Raw genomic sequence first — 20,428 nt, forward strand, 5'->3', positions numbered from 1 at the left:
TACAGCCGGAACAGTTTTTTAGCTGCCACGGCTCCAATGGCGTGACGGCCTATCGGGTACATCGCACCGATATTCTCGCGGGCCTCCCACACAGAGTGTGGGAGGCATTTCATCGCAGGTTAGAAGTCCCGTTTGTAAAAGATATCCAGCGAGCTCGCAAAGCCGCTCGCCACTTCCACATACACCCGCTTGCTCAGCTTGTAACGCAGGGCAATGGTGCTGGCAGGTTCAAACACCCCAACCCCGTAACGCACGCTCAGGCGCTCGTTGATCTTGCCGCTGGCCACGACTGATGTGTTATTGCCGCTGCCTTCGGTGTCGAGTTCAAACTCCTTGAGCCCCAAATGATTCGCCAGGCTGGTGGTGATCCCCGAGCTGCCCAGCAGCCCCAGGCCCAAGGCTGCTTGCGCCAGCAGGTTTTCATCTTCGCCGGTGCCCGTCAGCGGACGCCCCAGAATCAGGTATGACAAAGCCTGCTCCTGACTCATGGCCGGTTCCGAGAATATTTGCGTGGTGGGCTGTTCAGCACTGCCTGTCAGGCGAATGCCGGCAATCACGTCGTCGGTCTGGCGAACCGCTTCGATATCCAGATACGGCTGATCGATTGGTCCTGCAAACAACAGACGTGCCCGGCGAATGGTCAGCTTCTGGCCATAGGCGCGGTAGCGACCATTGTTAAGGCGCAACTCGCCGCGGGTCTCCAGGTTGTTGCCAATATGAACCTGCCCCGCCAGATCGGCGCTCAGGCCAAAGCCCGAGAACGTCAGCAGTTCCTGGCCCACCACCACGTTGATGTCCATGTCGATCTGCATCGGCGACGCCTCATCGGTCGTCTGCTGGCCCACGACGACCGTGTCATCCGAAACCTTGACCGTCGACGGCGGCAATTCGCGAACAACAATTTCACCTTTGGGTACATTGACCCGGCCCGCGATCAACAACGTGTTGTCGGGGTTGAGGGATATTTTCAGATCCGGGGCGACTTCAAGCTTGGCGTAAGGCTCAACGGTCACCGGCAGGTTGTTACCCTTGATTAACACGTCGACCACCATGGCCCGACCCCAGGCGACATTACCGCTGATACTGCCCTGCCCTTGCTGGCCGCTGGTCCAGCCGCCATTGATCAACGCCGTCTCGCCGTTAATAGCCATCGAAAGCTGGACATTTTCGAAGCTGGTCGGCAACTGCGGTCCCGAAATTTCGCCATCGCTCAGGGCCACATTGCCGATGATATGGGGCGACAGTAAAACCCCCGAAATCGTACCCGAGCCATTCAACTGACCGGTGAGTTTCTCAACCATTGGCGCGAACGGACGGATCATCGACACGTCCAGCCCGGTTAGTTGGAACTCTCCGCTGATAGGTTTGCTTTTAGGCAGAGGATTGATTCGCGCCGACAGCATCAGTTGCCCCAGCTTGCCGCCGTCGAAATCAAGACGGGATTCGACCCGGTTTGGGGTCAGGTTGCTGGTCAGCTTGAAGGCCTCATAGGGGAAGTCTACCCACTGGCCCTTGTCTTTGAAGAGCAGCGTGCCACCGCTGGCATCGACCACGATCTGACCTTTGGGCCCGCTGGCTGGCAAGTCCAGCACCAGGTCTGCATTGAGGTCGCCTTGCCATTGAAAGTCCTTGGGCAGCCACTCGGCCAGGCTGTCGAGGGGGAACTGTTTGAGGTGCAGACGCAGTCTTGGATCAGGCATCAAACGCTGTTCTTCACTGCACAAGCTGGCCGGGCCTGAAATCCAGCACTGCGAACCCATATTGATTCGGCCATCGGCCAGACGCTCCAGCCTTGCCGGATTTTGCAGTACCCAGGCCTGCCCACCGGCCTTGACGTCACCGCTGACCAGTCGACCGCGCCAATTGTCTTTATCCAGGCCGCCATCCAGGGCCAGGGCCAGTTGCAGCATCGGCCCTTGCAAACCCAGCTTGAGCTGCTGACGCTTGATATCGCCACTGGCGTTGGCGGTCAGAACGCCGAGCTGAGTCTCCCCGGCCTGAATTCCGCTGCCCTTGAGGTCAAGGCGGCCACGTTGATTGCGATCGAGACTGGCATCCAGGGTCAGGTTTTGCAGGCGATTATCGGCGAAAGCCAACTGTTGGCCATTGAGCTTAACCGTGCCTTGCGGCGCCTTGAGGGTCCCACCCAGGTCGACACGGCCTTTTAGCTGGCCGCGCAGCTCTGGCCAGAGCTGGCCCAGACGCGGCATGTTGAGGTCAAGTTGGGCCTTGATCTGCTGCTGTAACGTGGCGGTGCCGTTGATGCGGTTGTCACCCAGGCGAATATCCAGCGCGCTGACCGTCCAGGTTTCACCCGCCCCGTTGGCCTTGGCTTGCAACACCGCAGGCAGGCCGCGCAAACGACCCTTGAGGTCAAGGTTGGCATCCAGTTCCAGGCGCTCACTTTTGAATGAGCCTTTGCTGCGCAGTGGGCCAGCCAGCGTACCCGGCAGTTCGGCCACCCAGTACGCGGGGTTGATCGCACTCAGGTCCAGTGCCGTGTCCCAGGCCACGCCATCGGCAAACTGCACATTAACGTGCCCCTCGGCCTTGCCTTGACCGGCGACCAGTTTCAATTGCGGCAAAAATATCTTGCCCAGATCGCCACTGAAGGGGCTGCTGAGGCTGAACTTGCCTGCTGGGCCATCGAGGTTTGCCTGGAAGTTACCCAGGTAGTTGCCATCGCGGTAGGAGACTTCACCGACAAAGGTGCGCACATCCACATCGGGCTTGTCGATCAACGGGTACAGGTTGTGCCACGGGAACTCCAGCCAGTCGATTTTGGCTTCGGCACTCAAGCCTTCCTGCCAGTCCACTTGCCCCGACAGTTTCAGGTGCTGCTTGGGGTTGGCGGTCAGGTCCAGGGCTGCGATTTGCGCGCCCTTGGCATCCACCCGGCCTTTGAGCAGCAGACTTACCGGCTCTTGTTCAGCGGGCAATGTGGCACTGCCATTCAATTCATAACCGTCTTTCAGATCGCCCTTGGCCGTCAGCAACAGCTGGTTGAGCACCAGGGTATCCGGCAGATCAGGGCTGGCCTTGAACGGCTCGGCGGTAATTTTCAACTGCGCCGGCAGATTGTCCGCCAACGGCTGGATCTCTCCCGTCAGGTGTGCAGTGAGATACCCGCTGGTGTCGGCCGCAAGGTTGAGGGTGGTGCGCAGATTGCCTTCAACCTTGAGCGCTACCGCCAGCGGTTTGTCACCCGGCGCTGGCAGGCTGACGTTGCCCTGCAAGGTCAACGGCCAGTCGCCACTGGGTTGCAGCAAGCCAGACAACTCAACGTTCAGGTCTTCACGCTCGACCTTCACCGAATCGATCTGCAAACCTTTGGCTGTCCACTGCGCCGACATTTGCATGCCCTTGAGCTGCTCGATGCCGTTGAACAGCACATTGCCTACCTTGATTACCCCCACCTCAATCGCCAGTGGCAATTTCAGTTCCGGCAGGCTGATCGGACCGCTGCTGCTGTCTTCGCTTGGCGGGAATTGCAGGCTGACTTTCTCTGCTTGCAATTGATCGATACACAAGGTCATGCGGGTCAGGCAGCCCGGCGACCAGGCAAAGATCGGCCTGTCCACTTCTACGCGACTGGTGCCTTGCTCCCACAACAGGTGATCGGCACCCCACTGACCGCCCAGACGCCCGGCAAAATTATCAACCTGCAAGCCTGGCACCTGCCCCAGCACCCAACGGCTGCCCGTTTGCGTGCCGAGCATGACGCCCACGCTCACAACCACCAGCAGCACCAACGCCAACACCACCAGACCCGCTATTTTCAAACCACGAATCACAGTTCTGGCCCCATCGAAAAGTGCAAACGAACACCGCCATCGTCATCCAGCGCATGGGCCAGATCCAGACGAATCGGGCCTACCGGCGAGATCCAGCGAATACCCACGCCGACCCCGGTTTTCAAACTCGGGAAGTCCAGCGTATTGAACGCATTGCCCTGATCCACAAAGGTCGCCCAACGCCATTTTTCAGCGAACTGATATTGATATTCGAGACTGCCGGCCAGCATGTAGCGCCCACCGATCCGATCACCTTCAGCGTTCTTGGGCGACAGGCTCTGGTAGTCATAGCCACGTACGCTTTGGTCACCACCGGCAAAAAAGCGCAAGGACGGAGGAATCGATTTGTAGCCGTTGGTGGCGCTGCCGCCAAACTGAATCCGCCCCAAAAAGCGGTGCTTGTCCCACAAGGTGGTCAAGGCCTTGAATTTCACATCGCCGTGAAAGAGGTTGGTATCGGACAGCAGCCCTTCCTTGGCTACTTGCATCTCAGTGTTCACGCTGTAGCCGTGACTGGGATCGATACGGTTGTCGCTGCGCAAGACCGAGTAGCTGACACCGGGCATCAGCAGGGTGCTGAGCCCCGAGTCATCGCCCAGTCGGTATTCTTCGTGCTGCCATCTGAGCGACACGATTCGCGTCCAGCCGTTGTCCAGTTTGCTGTGCCACTCGGGGCCGACCGTGAGCAGTTTGCTCAAGGTATCGGTGTTGGCGATTTCTTCGTTTTGATAACCCGCGGCAAGACGCAGTTTGTCAGTCAACGGAGGGTCCAGCGGGATGTCATACCAGGCGCCGACGTTTTGCTTGGGCTGGGAAATTTCGGATTCAAACCCATAGCTGTCGCCGCGCGGATTGCCCCAATGGCGCATCCAGCTGGCTTTGCCACGGGCACCGGTGTCGGTCGAATAACCAAGGCCCAACGTCATGGTGCGCGGCTTGCGGGTTTCCAGATCAACATCAACCGGAATCACCTGCCCCACTGCTGTGCTGGGTGCGGCATCGACGCGCACGACTTCAAAATAACCACTGCTTTGCAGGTTTTGGTTGAGCTCAGCGACCAGTTCGGAGTCGTAAGGGGTGTCCGGTTTAAAAGGCACCATGCGGTCCAGCAGGGTTTGGTCAAAGGGTGCATCGCCTGCAAAAGTGACTTTGCCAAGCAAAAAACGCGGCCCGCTTTCGTAGACCAGATTGATATCCGCAAACCCGCCTTTGGGGTCGACCAGAATTTCGTGCTGAGTAAATTTACCGTTGAAAAAACCGTAACGCAGGGCACGGTTCTGGATCAATCGCTTGGCGTCTTCGTAGTTGCCCTGATTGAGCACCGCGCCGGGTTTAAGATCATCACTGGCCGGCACTTGAAAGGCCTTCAGTGAGGCGGCTGGACCTTCGACGCGCACGTTGACGTTGCGCAGATGCACCGGTTCGCCGGGATCGATGCTCAACACCAGACGCGGCGGATCACCGGGTTTGACCTCGGCTTCTATAGAGGGATGGTAGTAACCCAAGGCCTGGGAAGCTTTGAGGGCTTGCTCCTGCGCGCCACGCTGAAAGCGCAATAACGCTTTTTCGTCACGATCGCCGAGACTGCCTATATAGCCTTCCACGTTGGCCTTGAGGGCATCGTTTGCCGGTTTGACCTTAACCACCAACTCGCTTTGGGCAGACACCGCAAAGCTGCTGAGCAGCAGGACAACACCACTGGTAAATCTTCCTGAGAACTTCATAGGCGCGGATGCTATCACGGGCTGGGGGGCTCATAGAGCGCGCCAACGGGCAAAAATTTCGTCTTCAGGCCGTTGCTGTGTGCGACACCTGTGGATTGGCATGGAAGAACACATGTTCCACCACTGGCCCAACGGCCACTTCACCGATTTCCACATAGCCCTGGCGTTTGTAAAACTCCAGGTAATGCGGGTTGCCGGTGTCGAGTACCACGCCTTCGGAATGCTCATCCTCCGCGCACCAGTTATGCACGGCCTCAAGCAATTGCTCGCCGTAATGCTTGCCCTGAAATTCGGGATGGATCCCCAGCAACGGCAGCATATGCACCGCATCACCCGGAACGCAGGCCTGTACCGCCTGGTGATAGGCCAGATAGCGCCGTGTACAGCTCAGGCCAGTACTGAGCACCATGCGCAACTGCCACGCCCAGCTTTCGGTGATACCCAGGCGCCGCTGTGGTGGCGCGATCAGGGCAATGCCCAATAGCCGGTCATCAACCAGCAATCCCAATGCTGGCAAATCCTGCAGAAAATGCTGTTTGACCAGTTCGCGCACAGTGGCCCGAACCCGTTGCTCGTAACCACTGCGCTGCGCGTTGAATAGAAAACGAAACGTCGGCTCATGACGATAGGCCTGATACAACAAGGAACGCGCTTCTCTTGAATAGCCACTGTCGAGCAACTGTATCTGACAGGTGGCGTTCGACGTTTGCGTCATGCGATCAATCTCCCCGGCGCGGCCTCAATAGCGGCGCTTCTAATGCGTACGAACCCCCGAGGGCCACAACAGTTCAATCATGGCCAAGTGCATCCTACGTTAGCAGTGCATTTGCCCTACTGCACGCTGGCAGCTAGCATCGCAGTTTTGCTCAGGACTGCCCGCCCATGAAAATCGTTTCATTCAACATCAATGGCCTGCGCGCTCGGCCGCATCAGCTGGCAGCGCTGATCGAGAAACATCAGCCAGACGTGATCGGCCTGCAAGAAACCAAAGTCCATGACGACCAGTTCCCCCTCGCCGACATCGAAGCACTGGGTTACCACGTTCACTACCATGGGCAAAAAGGCCACTACGGTGTTGCACTGCTCTCGCGCCAGGCACCTCTGGAACTGCACAAAGGCTTTGCCAGCGACGAAGAAGACGCACAACGGCGCTTTATCTGGGGCACTTACGCTGACGAAAACGGCCAGCCCGTCACCATCATGAATGGCTACTTCCCACAGGGAGAAAGCCGTGATCACCCGACCAAGTTCCCCGCCAAACAGCGCTTCTACAGCGACCTTCAGCAGTTACTCGAAAGCCGGTTCAGCAACGAACAACCGCTGGTGGTGATGGGTGATATCAATATTTCCCCGCAAGACTGCGACATCGGCATAGGTGCGGACAATGCCAAACGCTGGTTGAAGACCGGCAAGTGCAGTTTTTTGCCGGAAGAACGCGAGTGGCTGGAGCGCCTCAAGGGCTGGGGGTTGGTGGACAGCTTCCGTTACCTGCACCCGGACGTGGCCGATCGCTTCAGCTGGTTCGACTACCGCAGCCGCGGTTTTGAAGACGAGCCCAAGCGTGGCCTGCGCATTGACGTAATCCTGGCCTCCCAAGGGCTGGTACCGCGCATCAAGGCGGCCGGAGTCGACTACGACCTGCGCAGCATGGAAAAACCTTCGGACCATGCGCCCATCTGGCTGGAACTGAGCTGATCTCCCTGTCATCGGCTTGAAACGTTTCTGACTTAAATTGCAGACATTCCTATGGCTCCAGGAAGGTGCCCACACATGCTGCGCTTTATGTCGGTGACCCTGTTATGCACGATGGCCAGCCTGGCCATCGCTGCAGACTTGCGGATCCAGGGTTCCAACACCATCGGCGCCAATCTGGGTCCCGCGCTGGTGGCCGCCATGCTGGCAGAGCAGGGCTTGCACGACATTCACAGCGTCCCGGTCATTCCTCCCAACGAGCACAGCATTGTCGGCACCAACGCCCAGGGTAAGCAGGTGCGGGTGGATGTCGCGGCCCACGGCTCAGGCACCGGTTTCTCTGCACTTTCCGCCGGGCAAGCGGACATGGTGGCTTCATCGCGGCCGATCAAGGACCGCGAACTGGTCGATCTCGAACGCCTCGGTGATCTTAAAAGTCCTGACGCCGAGCAAGTCATCGCCATCGATGGGCTGGCGATTATTCTTCATCCGCACAACCCGCTTAATCAACTCAATACCGAGCAACTGGCCCAGGTTTTCAGTGGCCAGGTCAGCAGATGGGAACAACTGGGCGGCATTGGTGGCACGATCCATTTGTATGCCCGTGATGAACAGTCCGGCACCTGGGACACGTTTAAAGAGCTGGTCTTGAACCGCAGCAAACTCGCTCTTAGCAGCACCGCGCTACGCTTCGAATCCAGCGAGCAACTCTCGGATGCCGTCAGCCACGACCCTCAGGCCATCGGGTTTATCGGCCTGCCTTACATCCGTGAGGCCAAAGCCGTGGCCATCGTCGACGGGGCATCACAACCCATGTTGCCGCTCACCGGCCTGATCGCCAGCGAGGACTATCCGTTATCGCGACGGTTGTTCTTTTACTTGCCGCCCTCTTCCCGCAACCCTTGGGCCAAGGCGCTGGTGACCTTCACCCAAAGCCCTCAAGGCCAGGCCATCGTCGCGCAGAACGGCTTTGTCGCCCAAACCGTACAGGCCGGCAATGTCCTGCCCGGGGCGCATATGCCCGCGCAGTACCAGACACTGACCCAACAGGCTAAGCGCCTGTCGGTCAATTTTCGCTTTGAAGAAGGCAGTGCTTCACTGGACAACAAGGCGCGTCAGGACTTACTGCGGGTCATTGATTACTTGAAGGCCACCCACAAGCTGATCAATCAAGTGACGCTGGTGGGGTTTGGCGATGCCAAGGACGATCCCGAGCGGGCGCAACTGCTGTCAAAGTTACGGGCGATGGCCGTACGGCGCGAGCTGGTTAAAAGCGACGTGGTGCTTCGCGAAATTCGCGGCTACGGCGCACAAATGCCGGTGGCGGCCAACACCGAAGATGAAGGCCGTATCAAGAATCGTCGGGTTGAGGTGTGGGTGCATTGACCAATGACTCTCACCTCAATCTGCTTGCCACTTATCCAGCTCAAACTTGCCCACCGCTGCCCGGTGGACTTCATCCGGGCCATCGGCCAGACGTAACGTGCGCTGCATGGCGTACATGTAGGCCAGCGGAAAGTCCCCCGAAACCCCCGCCCCGCCGTGAATCTGAATGGCCCTGTCGATTACTTTCAATGCAACATTCGGGGCGACGACCTTGATCTGGGCGATTTCGCTTTTCGCCACCTTGTTACCTACTGTGTCCATCATGTACGCGGCTTTAAGGGTCAAAAGCCGTGCCATGTCGATTTCCATGCGCGAGTCGGCGATCTTGTCGATAGTGGCGCCCAAGCGTGCCAGCGGCTTACCAAACGCGGTGCGTGCCAGCGAACGCTTGCACATCAACTCCAGTGCCCGCTCGGCCATGCCGATGGAGCGCATGCAGTGATGAATACGCCCGGGGCCCAGGCGTCCCTGAGCAATTTCAAAACCCCGGCCTTCACCCAACAAGACGTTTTCGTAAGGCACTCGCACGTTTTCGAACAGCACTTCAGCGTGCCCGTGGGGCGCATCGTCGTAACCGAACACCGGCAGCGGTCGCAGGATTTTCACCCCCGGCGTGTCGACGGGTACCAGGATCATGGAGTGCTGCTGATGACGCGGATTCTCAGGGTTGCTCAAGCCCATGAAAATCATGATTTTGCAGCGCGGGTCACAGGCGCCGGAAGTCCACCATTTGCGGCCACTGATCACCCACTCATTACCCTCGCGCACAGCAGTGGCCACCATGTTGGTTGCATCCGATGACGCCACATCTGGCTCGGTCATGGCAAACGCCGAACGAATTTCGCCGCGCAACAGCGGATCCAGCCACTGTTTTTTTTGCGTATCACTGGCATATCGCACCAGCACTTCCATATTGCCGGTGTCGGGCGCCGAGCAATTGAACGGCTCTGAGCCCAGCATCGAGCGGCCCATGATTTCAGCCAAAGGTGCGTATTCCAGGTTGGTCAAACCGGCGCCCCGCTCGGACTCGGGCAGAAACAGGTTCCACAGTCCTTCGGCCCGGGCCTTGTGCTTCAACGCCTCCATGATTGCGGTCGGCTGCCAGCGGTCACCTGTAGCCACCTGCTGCTCGAAAATCGCCTCCGCCGGATAGCCATGGGCGTCCATAAACGCTGTCACTCGCTCGCGCAGTGCCTGAACTTTTGGGGAGTAAGCGAAATCCATGGAGGGCTACCTTCTACCGGGAATGACGAAAAGTGTTGCCCGATGCTAGAGCAGCCACCCTTAATTTGCGCTGCCTATTAGCGGTGTGTATTACCATTCATAAGCAATATATGGCTAGCCCGCATCACTGCCCCTAAAACAAGAGCCCTGCGCCATGAATCTGAACAAGGTCGACCTCAATCTGTTTATCGTCTTCGACGCCATCTACACCGAAGCCAACCTGACCCGCGCCGGGCAGATCATCGGTATCACTCAGCCTGCCGTGTCCAACGCACTGGCGCGACTGCGCGAAAGTTTCAACGACCCGCTGTTCGTCCGTACTGCCCAAGGCATGGTGCCTACCCCAATGGCGCAGAACATCATCAGCCCGGTACGCAGTGCCCTGGCGCTGTTGCGCGTGTCCGTGCAAGAAAGCCGCACCTTTAACCCGCTACAAGCCAACAAGACCTACCGCATCAGCATGACGGATCTGACCGAGGCAGTAATTTTGCCGTCTTTGTTTCAGCGTCTGAGGCGTCAGGCACCATCGGTGGTGATCGAGAGTTTTCTCTCCCATCGACGCGAGACAACCAGCGATCTTGCGGCCGGACGTCTGGATTTTGCCGTGGATGCACCGCTCAATACCGATCCACAGGTGCGCCACGTCAAGTTGATGGAAGACCGATATGTGTGCGCCATGCGCCAAGGACATCCACTCGCCAGCAAGACCTCACTGTCCCTGGATGAGTACCTGGCCATGACTCATATTCATATCTCGACCCGTCGCAATGGCCTGGGAGAAGTAGACCTGGCGCTGGGGAAAATGGGCCTGCAACGTAAAATCACCTTGCGCTCGCAGCATTACCTGATGGCGTCCAATGTGCTGCAACAGACCGACATGGTGATGACCGTGCCCGAGCGCTTTGCCCGGCGCCATGCCTTGCATTTTGTACCCTTGCCACTCAGCGAGTTGCCCAACGTTGAAACCCATTTGTACTGGCACGAAAGCACCGAACAAGACCCGGCAAACCGCTGGATGCGTGAGCAACTGATCGAACTGTGCCAACAACAAGTCGCACAGGAAAATAAATCAGACACGGCCAGCTTGCTTGACGTATACGTCAAGCAGCCATTAGTTTAAGCCCACGAACTCTCCAGAGCCCGCCCATGAGCAGCCAGACGTACAGTATTTCCGACCTTGCCCGCGAGCTCGACATCACCACCCGTGCCATTCGTTTTTATGAAGAACAAGGGTTGCTCGCCCCCGAGCGACGCGGCCAGGAACGAGTCTACTCAGCGCGGGACAAAGTCAGCCTGAAATTGATTCTGCGCGGCAAGCGCATTGGTTTTTCCCTGGCCGAATGTCGCGAGCTGATTGAGCTTTACGACCCCACCAGCGGCAATCAAAAGCAACTCAACAGCATGCTGGCCAAAATCGCCGAGCGCCGCGAGCAGCTTGAACAACAGTTATTGGATATCCAGCAGATGCAACTGGAGCTCGATACCGCTGAAGAACGGTGTATCCAGGCGCTGGAACAGACCATAAAAAACCAGACAACTAAAAGCCCCTCACCCTAGCCCTCTCCCAAAGGTAGAGGGTTGGGGTGAGGGCTTGGCAAGACACACATTTCTACAGACACGGTGACCCCCATGACACTTCCAACCCATGTGCGCCTGATCGAAGTTGGCCCGCGTGACGGTTTGCAAAATGAAGCGCTGCCCATCAGCGTCGCAGACAAGGTGCAACTGGTTGATGCCCTGACCGACGCCGGACTGGACTATATCGAAGTCGGCAGTTTTGTATCGCCCAAGTGGGTGCCGCAAATGGCGGGCTCGGCCGAAGTCTTTGCGCAAATCCGTCGCAAGCCAGGAGTGGTCTACGGAGCGCTGGCGCCCAACATGCGCGGGTTTGAAGATGCGGTAGCAGCAGGCGTAAAAGAAGTCGCAGTGTTTGCTGCTGCCTCCGAGGCGTTCTCCCAGCGCAATATCAATTGCTCGATCAGCGAAAGCCTGGCGCGCTTTGTACCCATCATCGAGGCCGCCCAACAACACGGCATCAGCGTGCGAGGCTATGTGTCCTGCGTGCTCGGGTGCCCTTATGAAGGCCAGGTCAGCCCACAACAGGTCGCACAAGTGGCCAAAGAGTTGTTCGCCATGGGCTGTTACGAGGTCTCTCTGGGCGACACCATCGGCACCGGAACCCCAACAGCCACGCGTACCCTGTTTGAGGCCGTAACGGCTTACGTACCACGGGAAAAACTCGCCGGGCATTTTCATGACACCTACGGCCAGGCGCTGGTCAATATCTACGCCAGCCTGCAAGAAGGTATCGCCGTATTCGACAGTTCCATCGCCGGGCTCGGCGGCTGCCCATATGCCAAGGCCGCCAGCGGTAACGTGGCCACGGAAGATGTGGTGTACATGCTCAACGGCATGGGCATCGAGACCGGCGTCGACATGGACAAGCTGCTTCTGGCAGGCGAACACATCTGCAACGTGCTGGGACGTGTTACCGGGTCACGGGTAGCAAAGGCCCGGCAGGGCTAAAAAGTGTTCCATGGTGTTACCTCGCCTCCCCACAAACGAGTAACACGGAAACAAACCGGCCTTTCCAAGGGCTGGTTTTTTATTGCCTAAAAACTCAAGCCATTGATTTATAAGGATTTTAAAAAGTTGGCACGGCTCCTGCTATCTCTATGGCATAACAAGAATAAAAACCGCAGCAACATAATAAAAACAATACGAAACGACTCTGACATAACAAAAACAACACGGCAGAGACGCAGCTAACAGATTTTTTTGGAGAAGGTTTACTTTTCCGAGGCGCCTAAAAGCCACCTCGCAACCGGGCAGAGAAGAATAAAACTACCTTCAGGTAGCACCCGCACAGGTTGGATCACAGGTTTGATAGCCCGTGATAAAAGTGGATCAGCGCTCAAAAAAATACGTTTGCTCTTGATCCCGCATGGGGATCGCAAAAAAACGCAGCAAAGGGTGAGTTCCAAAAACAACAATAAACCGCCCTTCAATAATAAAAAAAGAGCATGCACGACATATTAAAGGGGAGCCTCGGCTCCCCTTTGTGTTGTCTGCGATTCAAGATTACGCCCGCGTGGGAGCGAGCAGGCTCGCTCCCACAAAAGCCGGTCATTTTTGTTCGCATTCCTGAATGCTGATCTCGCGCATTTTGAATTTCTGGATCTTGCCGGTTACGGTCATTGGGAACACTTCAACAAATTTGAAGTAACGCGGCGTTTTAAAGTGCGCAATACGCGACTTGCACCAGGTTTGCAGCTCGAGTTCATTGGCCGTGTGGCCGGGATGAAACTTGATCCAGGCGACGATTTCCTCGCCATACCTGGCGTCCGGAATACCCACTATCTGAACGTCTGCTACCGCCGGATGAGTGAAAAAGAACTCCTCCAGCTCTCGCGGGTAAATGTTTTCGCCACCGCGAATGATCATGTCCTTGTTGCGCCCCACAATGCGCACGTATCCCTGCTCATCCATCTGCGCCAGATCACCGGTATGCATCCAGCCTTCGCTGTCGATGGCATCGCTGGTCGCCTGCGGATTGTTCCAGTAACCCAGCATCACGCTGTAGCCCCGAGTACACAGTTCGCCAATGTCACCGCGAGCAACAGTGTTGCCCTCAGCGTCGATCAGCTTGCTCTCAAGCTGCGGCTGAGTACGCCCCACTGTGGTAACACGTAATTCAAGCTCGTCTGCCGGACCTGTCTGAATCGAGACCGGACTGGTCTCAGTCATGCCGTATGCAATTTGCACTTCACCCATGTGCATTTCGCTGATGACCCGACGCATCACCTCTATCGGGCAAGTGGCGCCTGCCATGATCCCCGTGCGCAGGCTCGACAGATCAAATCCCGCACGCTGCGGGTGATCAAGCATGGCGATAAACATGGTCGGTACGCCGTACAACGCAGTGGCACGCTCATCCGTCACCGCTTGCAGAGTCAGGCCCGGGTCAAAGGCCTCACTGGGATAGATCATCGTGGTCCCATGAGTTACACACCCCAGATTACCCATGACCATGCCGAAGCAGTGATAGAGCGGCACCGGGATGACCAGACGATCACTGGCCGTCAAACCCAGGCTTTCGCCGACCATGTAGCCGTTGTTGAGAATATTGTGGTGGCTGAGGGTCGCCCCTTTGGGGAAGCCCGTCGTACCTGAGGTGTACTGAATGTTTACCGGCTGGTCGAAGTGCAGGCTGGCCTGGCGGGCATGGAGTTGATCCGCCGTAACCCCGGTACCCAATGTGGCAAGTTGCGACCAGGGGAGAAAGCCTGCGGGGGGCTCAGAATCGAGACTGATGACGCCACGCAGCTCGTTGAAACGCGCACAATCCAGAGCTCCGACCGATTGCTCGGTCAGCTCCGGAATCAGCTCCAGGAGCATGGCGTGATAGTTGGAGGTCTTGAACGCGCCCGCACACACCAGCCACTGACACGCCGATTGCTTGAGTACGTATTCCAGCTCCGAGAGCCGATACGCCGGGTTGATATTGACCAGAATCACGCCGATCTTGGCGCTGGCAAACTGACTGATAAACCATTCGGCGCCATTGGGCGCCCACACTCCCAGCCGGTCCCCTGCCTTCAAACCCAAAGCCAGCAGAGCCCTGGCATGCAGATCAACTGCCCGGGCCAATTGCGCCCAGTTGTAGCGTTGCTGTTGATGACGCACCACCAGCGCTTCTCCCTCTGGATAGAGCGCGGCGGTGTGATCGAAGGCCTGGCCGATGGTCATGGCCAGCAATGGCTTATCCAGCGAACCCTGGGTGTAACTGGGGACGGATTGCTGCTTCATGACAACTCCTCTTGTGATTGTTTTGGGAGCATGAGCAAGGCGTGCAGGTGCGCCCTCTCATTTGAAGAACTGCAATTACTCTGGCCTAAGTTGACGTTAACGTAAAGGTCGTTGACAGTTTTAAGCACCAAGTTTACGTTAACGTCAAGGCTATCCATGGCGACGCTGTAAACGCCTCCACAAGAACAACGATCAAGGTGCCACATGAGCTACCCGACTTTGAACTTCGCCCTGGGCGAAACCATCGACATGCTGCGCGATCAGGTGCAGGCCTTCGTCGCCGCCGAACTGGCGCCACGAGCGGCGCAAATCGACAAGGACAACCTGTTCCCGGCAGACATGTGGCGCAAGTTCGGTGACATGGGTTTGCTCGGCATCACAGTCCCTGAAGAGTACGGCGGCACCGGCCTGAGCTACTTGGCGCACGTGGTGGCGATGGAAGAAATCAGCCGCGGTTCGGCGTCAGTCGCCCTCTCCTACGGCGCCCACTCCAATTTGTGCGTCAACCAGATCAACCGCAACGGCACCCACGAACAAAAACTCAAGTACCTGCCCAAACTGATCAGCGGCGAACACGTCGGCGCACTGGCCATGAGCGAGCCGAACGCCGGTTCCGACGTGGTATCGATGAAGCTGCGCGCCGACAAGCGCGGCGATCACTTTGTGCTTAATGGCAGCAAGACCTGGATCACCAACGGTCCGGATGCCAGCACCTACGTAATCTATGCAAAGACTGATCTGGAAAAGGGCCCACACGGGATCAGTGCATTTATCGTCGAGCGTGACTGGAAAGGCTTCAGCCGAAGCAGCCATTTCGACAAGCTCGGCATGCGCGGGTCCAACACCAGCGAACTGTTCTTCGACGATGTTGAAGTGCCGGAAGAAAACCTGCTGGGCACCCTCAACACTGGGGTCAAGGTATTGATGAGCGGCCTTGACTACGAACGCGTTGTGCTTTCGGGTGGGCCTACCGGGATCATGCAGGCGTGCATGGACCTGATCGTGCCGTACATCCACGACCGTAAACAGTTCGGCCAGAGCATCGGCGAGTTTCAGCTGATCCAGGGCAAGGTCGCGGACATGTACACCCAGCTCAATGCCAGCCGCGCCTACCTGTATGCCGTCGCAGCTGCGTGCGAACGGGGTGAAACCACACGCAAGGATGCCGCCGGGGTGATTTTGTACAGCGCCGAACGCGCCACACAAATGGCCCTCGATGCGATCCAGATTCTGGGCGGCAACGGTTACATCAACGAGTTTCCTGCAGGGCGCCTGCTGCGTGACGCCAAGCTGTATGAAATCGGCGCTGGCACCAGCGAAATCCGACGCATGCTGATTGGTCGTGAACTCTTCAACGAAACTCGCTAAGGAGCGTAGGCATGTCCATCTTGCATACGACGATCAACCCGCGCTCGGCCGAGTTCAGTATCAACCGTGAGGCCATGCTCAAGCAGGTCAATGCCTTGCATGCCCTGCTTGAGCAGGTGCAACAGGGGGGCGGGGCCAAGGCGCAGGAACGGCACACTTCACGGGGCAAGTTGCTGCCACGCGAGCGTATAGATCGCCTGCTGGACAGCGGTTCGCCCTTTCTGGAGCTGAGTCAGTTGGCGGCTTACAACGTGTACGGCGAAGACGTCCCGGCTGCCGGAATAATCGCCGGTATTGGTCGGGTAGAAGGCGTGGAATGCATGATTGTGGCCAACGATGCCACTGTCAAAGGCGGCTCGTACTATCCGCTGACGGTCAAAAAACACCTGCGGGCGCAAACCATCGCCGAGCAGAACCGCTTGCCCTGCATTTATCTGGTGGACTCCGGTGGTGCCAACCTGCCGCGCCAGGATGAAGTGTTCCCGGACCGCGAGCACTTTGGACGCATCTTTTTCAATCAGGCGAACATGAGCGCGGCGGGTATCCCGCAAATTGCCGTAGTCATGGGCTCGTGCACGGCTGGGGGGGCTTATGTGCCCGCCATGGCCGACGAAGCCATCATGGTACGTCAGCAGGCGACCATCTTTCTGGCCGGCCCGCCGTTGGTTAAGGCTGCCACGGGTGAAGTCGTCAGCGCCGAGGATTTGGGCGGCGCCGATGTGCATTGCAAGATTTCAGGGGTCGCCGATCATTACGCCGACAGCGACGAACATGCGCTGGCGCTGGCCAGGCGCAGCGTCGCCAACCTCAACTGGCGCAAGCTGGGCCAACTGCAACAGCGAACTGCGCTAGCCCCGCTGTATGGCCGTGACGAGTTGTACGGCATCGTTCCGGCCGATGCCAAACAGCCTTTTGATGTGCGTGAAGTGATTGCCCGACTGGTGGACGGGTCGGTGCTCGATGAATTCAAGGCCCTGTTCGGCACCACGCTGGTGTGCGGCTTTGCGCATTTGCACGGCTATCCGGTGGCGATTCTGGCCAACAACGGGATTCTGTTTGCAGAGGCCGCACAAAAAGGCGCGCACTTTATTGAGCTGGCGTGCCAGCGCGGTATTCCGTTGATCTTTCTGCAAAACATTACAGGCTTTATGGTCGGTCAAAAGTACGAAGCCGGGGGCATTGCCAAGCACGGGGCCAAATTGGTCACTGCCGTCGCATGCGCCAAGGTACCGAAGTTCACCGTGATCATCGGCGGCAGTTTCGGGGCCGGTAACTACGGAATGTGTGGCCGCGCCTACGATCCGCGCTTTCTGTGGATGTGGCCAAACGCCCGAATTGGCGTGATGGGTGCCGAACAGGCGGCGGGCGTGCTGGTACAGGTCAAACGTGAACAGGCTGAGCGCAATGGTGTGGCGTTCTCGGCACTGGACGAGGCCGAGATCAAACAGCCGATTCTTGACCAGTACGAACACCAGGGCCACCCCTACTACTCCAGCTCTCGGTTGTGGGATGACGGCGTGATCGACCCGGCTCAAACCCGCGACGTCTTGGCGCTGGGCTTGTCGGCGGCACTCAATGCTCCGATTGATGCCACACGCTTTGGCGTGTTCCGGATGTAAGCCCTCGCCTCTTAAAGGACTGACAAACATGATCGATTTCAACACGCTCGAACTGCACACCGATCCCCGGGGTTTTGCCACCCTGTGGTTGAGCCGTGAGCAAAAGAACAACGCTTTCAACGCCGAGATGATCCGTGAGCTGATTCTTGCTCTGGATGCCGTGCAATCGGATCCGACCCTGCGCTTTTTGGTTCTGCGCGGGCGTGGCAAACATTTCAGCGCAGGCGCCGATCTGGCCTGGATGCAGCAATCGGCCGAGCTCGACTATCACACCAATCTCGACGACGCCCGCCATCTGGCCGAATTGATGTACAACTTGGCCAAACTGAAAATGCCCACCCTGGCCGTTGTGCAAGGTGCGGCCTACGGCGGAGCGCTGGGCCTGATCAGCGCCTGCGACATGGCCATCGGCGCGGATGACGCGCAGTTCTGTTTGTCTGAAGTACGCATCGGCCTGGCGCCTGCCGTGATCAGTCCCTTTGTGGTGCAAGCCATCGGTGAACGTGCGGCGCGGCGCTACGCCCTGACCGCCGAACGCTTCAGTGGCCATCGTGCCCGCGAGCTGGGCTTGCTGTCAGAATGCTACCCCATCGCCGAGCTTGAGCAGCACATCGACCACTGGATCGAAAACCTGCTGCTTAACAGTCCGCACGCCATGCGTTCCTGCAAGGACCTGCTGCGCGAAGTCAGTCATGGCGCACCGACTCTAGCCATTCGCCGCTACTGCGAAAACGCCATTGCACGGATTCGGGTCAGCCCTGAAGGCCAGGAAGGCTTGCGTGCCTTTCTGCAAAAGCGTGCTCCCAGTTGGCAAGCCAATCCAACGACACAGGAGCCGCGCCCATGACCGCCTCTGGTATTACCTCTGTGCTGGTCGCCAACCGTGGCGAGATCGCCTGTCGGGTCATGCGCACGGCCAAAGCGATGGGCCTCACAACCGTCGCCGTCCACAGCACTACCGACCGCGATGCGCGGCATTGCCGCGAAGCTGATATCTGTGTGGACCTGGGGGGGAGCAAAGCCGCCGACAGCTACCTGAAAATCGACAAGATCATCGCAGCGGCGAAGACCAGCGGGGCTCAGGCCATTCACCCCGGCTACGGTTTTTTGTCGGAAAACGCAGGCTTTGCCCGCGCCATTGAAGCGGCCGGACTGATTTTTCTCGGCCCGCCGGCCAGTGCCATTGATGCGATGGGCAGCAAGTCTGCGGCCAAGGCCTTGATGGAAGTCGCAGGCGTACCCTTGGTGCCGGGCTATCACGGCGCAGATCAGGACCTGGAAACCTTTCGTGTGGCGTCAGAGCGCATCGGCTATCCAGTGCTGCTTAAAGCCACGGCGGGGGGTGGCGGCAAAGGCATGAAAGTCGTCGAGGAGGTCAGCCAGCTGGCGCAGGCACTGGCCTCGGCGCAGCGTGAAGCACTGTCATCTTTTGGCGATGCGCGGATGCTGGTTGAAAAGTACGTGCTCAAACCCCGTCATGTGGAAATACAGATTTTTGCCGACCAACACGGCAACTGCCTGTATCTCAATGAGCGTGACTGCTCGATTCAGCGTCGCCACCAGAAGGTCGTGGAAGAAGCGCCAGCACCGGGCCTGAGCGTCGAGCAGCGCCAGGCCATGGGTGATTCTGCCGTGAGAGCGGCACAGGCTATCGGCTATGTGGGTGCAGGCACCGTAGAGTTTTTGCTGGATGCGCGAGGCGAGTTCTTCTTTATGGAGATGAACACGCGCTTGCAGGTTGAGCATCCGGTCACCGAAGCCATTACCGGGCTGGATCTGGTGGCCTGGCAAATCCGTGTGGCCCGTGGTGAAGCGCTGCCCATGACCCAGGCGCAAGTGCCTTTACACGGCCACGCCATCGAGGTGCGCCTGTACGCGGAAGACCCAAGCAATGACTTTCTTCCGCAAACCGGACGCCTTGAGGTGTATCGCGAGTCGGCTGCCGGCCCGGGAAGACGCGTGGACAGTGGCGTCAGCGAGGGTGACGAGGTTTCACCGTTTTACGACCCGATGCTGGGCAAACTGATTGCCTGGGGAGAAGACAGGGAGCAGGCCCGCTTACGGTTGCTGGCGATGCTCGATGAATTTGCCATAGGTGGCCTGAAAACCAACCTGAGCTTTTTGCGTCGTATCATTGCTCATCCCGCCTTCGCCGCAGCTGAACTCGATACCGGGTTTATCCCGCGCTACGAGGATCAATTGCTGCCTGCTGCACAGCCGCTGCCTGCAGCCTTCTGGTCGGCAGCCGCTGAAGCCTTTAATCAGAGTCAGCCCCCACGAGTACGCGACGATGACCCGGCGTCACCCTGGTCCGCACGCAACGGCTTTCGTACCGGCCTACCCGCTCAAACCTTGCTGGCATTGGCCTGTAATGGCGAGCAACAGGTCATCCATCCAAGTGGTAACGCCGCCACCTTGTGTAATGAACAGCTAGTCATCGAAGCGGGCGGAGTAAGGCGTCAGCACTTGGCCGTTCGCCGGGCAGATGCGCTTTACCTGCGGTGGAACGGTGAGCTGCACTGCGTGCGCCTGCACGACCCGATCAGTGCCGTGGATGCCAGTCACACGGCCCAGGGCGGCCTCACAGCGCCCATGAATGGCAGTATCGTGCGAGTGCTGGTTGAAATCGGACAAACCGTCGAGGCTGGCGCTCAACTGGTGGTTCTTGAAGCCATGAAGATGGAACACAGTCTGCGGGCGCCCCATGCGGGCGTGGTGAAAGCCTTGTTCTTCCAGGAAGGCGAAATGGTCAGTGAAGGGGCTGCGCTGGTCGAACTTGAATGAAAAAAGGCGGATACCGACATCGGTATCC

General features: G+C 58.2%; 14 protein-coding genes. 9 read left to right on the forward strand and 5 right to left on the reverse strand.

The window, feature by feature from the left end; all coding sequences use genetic code 11:
• Positions 1-119 precede the first annotated feature (119 nt).
• The 3 genes from TU76_RS11540 to TU76_RS11550 all read right to left on the reverse strand — a co-directional run bounded on the left by TU76_RS11540 (position 120) and on the right by TU76_RS11550 (position 6,233).
• Positions 120-3,794: a translocation/assembly module TamB domain-containing protein gene (locus tag TU76_RS11540; protein WP_048351688.1), complete on the reverse strand. Its 3,675-nt coding sequence runs from the start codon at positions 3,792-3,794 to the stop codon at positions 120-122.
• Complete coding sequence (locus TU76_RS11545; protein ID WP_019828357.1) at positions 3,791-5,518, reverse strand: autotransporter assembly complex protein TamA; 1,728 nt, start codon at positions 5,516-5,518, stop codon at positions 3,791-3,793. Before TU76_RS11545 ends, TU76_RS11540 begins: the two co-directional genes overlap by 4 nt.
• Before the next feature lie 64 nt (positions 5,519-5,582).
• Positions 5,583-6,233, reverse strand: a complete 651-nt coding sequence (locus TU76_RS11550; protein WP_019828358.1) for a GNAT family N-acetyltransferase — start codon at positions 6,231-6,233, stop codon at positions 5,583-5,585.
• Between the two features lie 167 nt (positions 6,234-6,400).
• On the opposite strand from TU76_RS11550, the gene xthA reads away from it, so the two are divergent.
• A complete protein-coding gene (xthA, locus tag TU76_RS11555; protein WP_019828359.1) occupies positions 6,401-7,213 on the forward strand; it encodes an exodeoxyribonuclease III in 813 nt (270 codons plus the stop codon).
• A gap of 87 nt (positions 7,214-7,300) precedes the next feature.
• The gene (locus tag TU76_RS11560; protein ID WP_231984436.1) at positions 7,301-8,596 is read left to right on the forward strand and encodes a substrate-binding domain-containing protein; all 1,296 of its coding nucleotides are present in this window, start codon (positions 7,301-7,303) and stop codon (positions 8,594-8,596) included.
• Positions 8,597-8,611: 15 nt separating this feature from the next.
• Here TU76_RS11560 and TU76_RS11565 read toward each other — a convergent pair whose 3' ends face one another.
• The gene (locus TU76_RS11565) at positions 8,612-9,820 is read right to left on the reverse strand and encodes an acyl-CoA dehydrogenase (RefSeq protein WP_048351690.1); all 1,209 of its coding nucleotides are present in this window, start codon (positions 9,818-9,820) and stop codon (positions 8,612-8,614) included.
• Between the two features lie 154 nt (positions 9,821-9,974).
• On the opposite strand from TU76_RS11565, the gene TU76_RS11570 reads away from it, so the two are divergent.
• The 3 genes from TU76_RS11570 (at position 9,975) to TU76_RS11580 (ending at position 12,346) form a co-directional block, all read left to right on the forward strand.
• Positions 9,975-10,940, forward strand: a complete 966-nt coding sequence (locus TU76_RS11570; RefSeq protein ID WP_019828362.1) for a LysR family transcriptional regulator — start codon at positions 9,975-9,977, stop codon at positions 10,938-10,940.
• 26 nt (positions 10,941-10,966) lie between these two features.
• Entirely contained in the window at positions 10,967-11,377 is a 411-nt protein-coding gene (locus tag TU76_RS11575; protein ID WP_019828363.1) for a MerR family transcriptional regulator, read from the forward strand.
• Positions 11,378-11,449: 72 nt separating this feature from the next.
• Positions 11,450-12,346 carry a hydroxymethylglutaryl-CoA lyase gene (locus TU76_RS11580; RefSeq protein WP_048351691.1) on the forward strand — a complete coding sequence of 299 codons (897 nt, stop codon included), beginning with the start codon at positions 11,450-11,452 and terminating at the stop codon, positions 12,344-12,346.
• Positions 12,347-12,946: 600 nt separating this feature from the next.
• On the opposite strand, the gene TU76_RS11585 is transcribed toward TU76_RS11580, so the two are convergent.
• A complete protein-coding gene (locus tag TU76_RS11585) occupies positions 12,947-14,629 on the reverse strand; it encodes an AMP-binding protein (RefSeq protein WP_048351692.1) in 1,683 nt (560 codons plus the stop codon).
• Between the two features lie 204 nt (positions 14,630-14,833).
• On the opposite strand from TU76_RS11585, the gene TU76_RS11590 reads away from it, so the two are divergent.
• From TU76_RS11590 to TU76_RS11605, 4 genes are read left to right on the forward strand one after another with little or no spacing between them, the layout of a single operon-like run.
• A complete protein-coding gene (locus TU76_RS11590) occupies positions 14,834-15,997 on the forward strand; it encodes an isovaleryl-CoA dehydrogenase (protein WP_019828366.1) in 1,164 nt (387 codons plus the stop codon).
• An 11-nt stretch (positions 15,998-16,008) separates the two neighbouring features.
• Positions 16,009-17,616 carry a carboxyl transferase domain-containing protein gene (locus tag TU76_RS11595; RefSeq protein WP_048351693.1) on the forward strand — a complete coding sequence of 536 codons (1,608 nt, stop codon included), beginning with the start codon at positions 16,009-16,011 and terminating at the stop codon, positions 17,614-17,616.
• A gap of 28 nt (positions 17,617-17,644) precedes the next feature.
• Positions 17,645-18,463, forward strand: coding sequence for a gamma-carboxygeranoyl-CoA hydratase (locus tag TU76_RS11600; protein WP_048351694.1), 819 nt, complete (start codon positions 17,645-17,647; stop codon positions 18,461-18,463).
• Positions 18,460-20,400 (forward strand): acetyl/propionyl/methylcrotonyl-CoA carboxylase subunit alpha, encoded by a 1,941-nt coding sequence (locus TU76_RS11605; protein ID WP_048351695.1) that lies wholly within the window; start codon positions 18,460-18,462, stop codon positions 20,398-20,400. Before TU76_RS11600 ends, TU76_RS11605 begins: the two co-directional genes overlap by 4 nt.
• The last annotated feature ends 28 nt before the right edge of the window (positions 20,401-20,428 follow it).

Origin of the sequence: Pseudomonas psychrophila (genome assembly GCF_001043005.1) — a bacterium.
GTDB classification, from domain to species: domain Bacteria; phylum Pseudomonadota; class Gammaproteobacteria; order Pseudomonadales; family Pseudomonadaceae; genus Aquipseudomonas; species Aquipseudomonas psychrophila.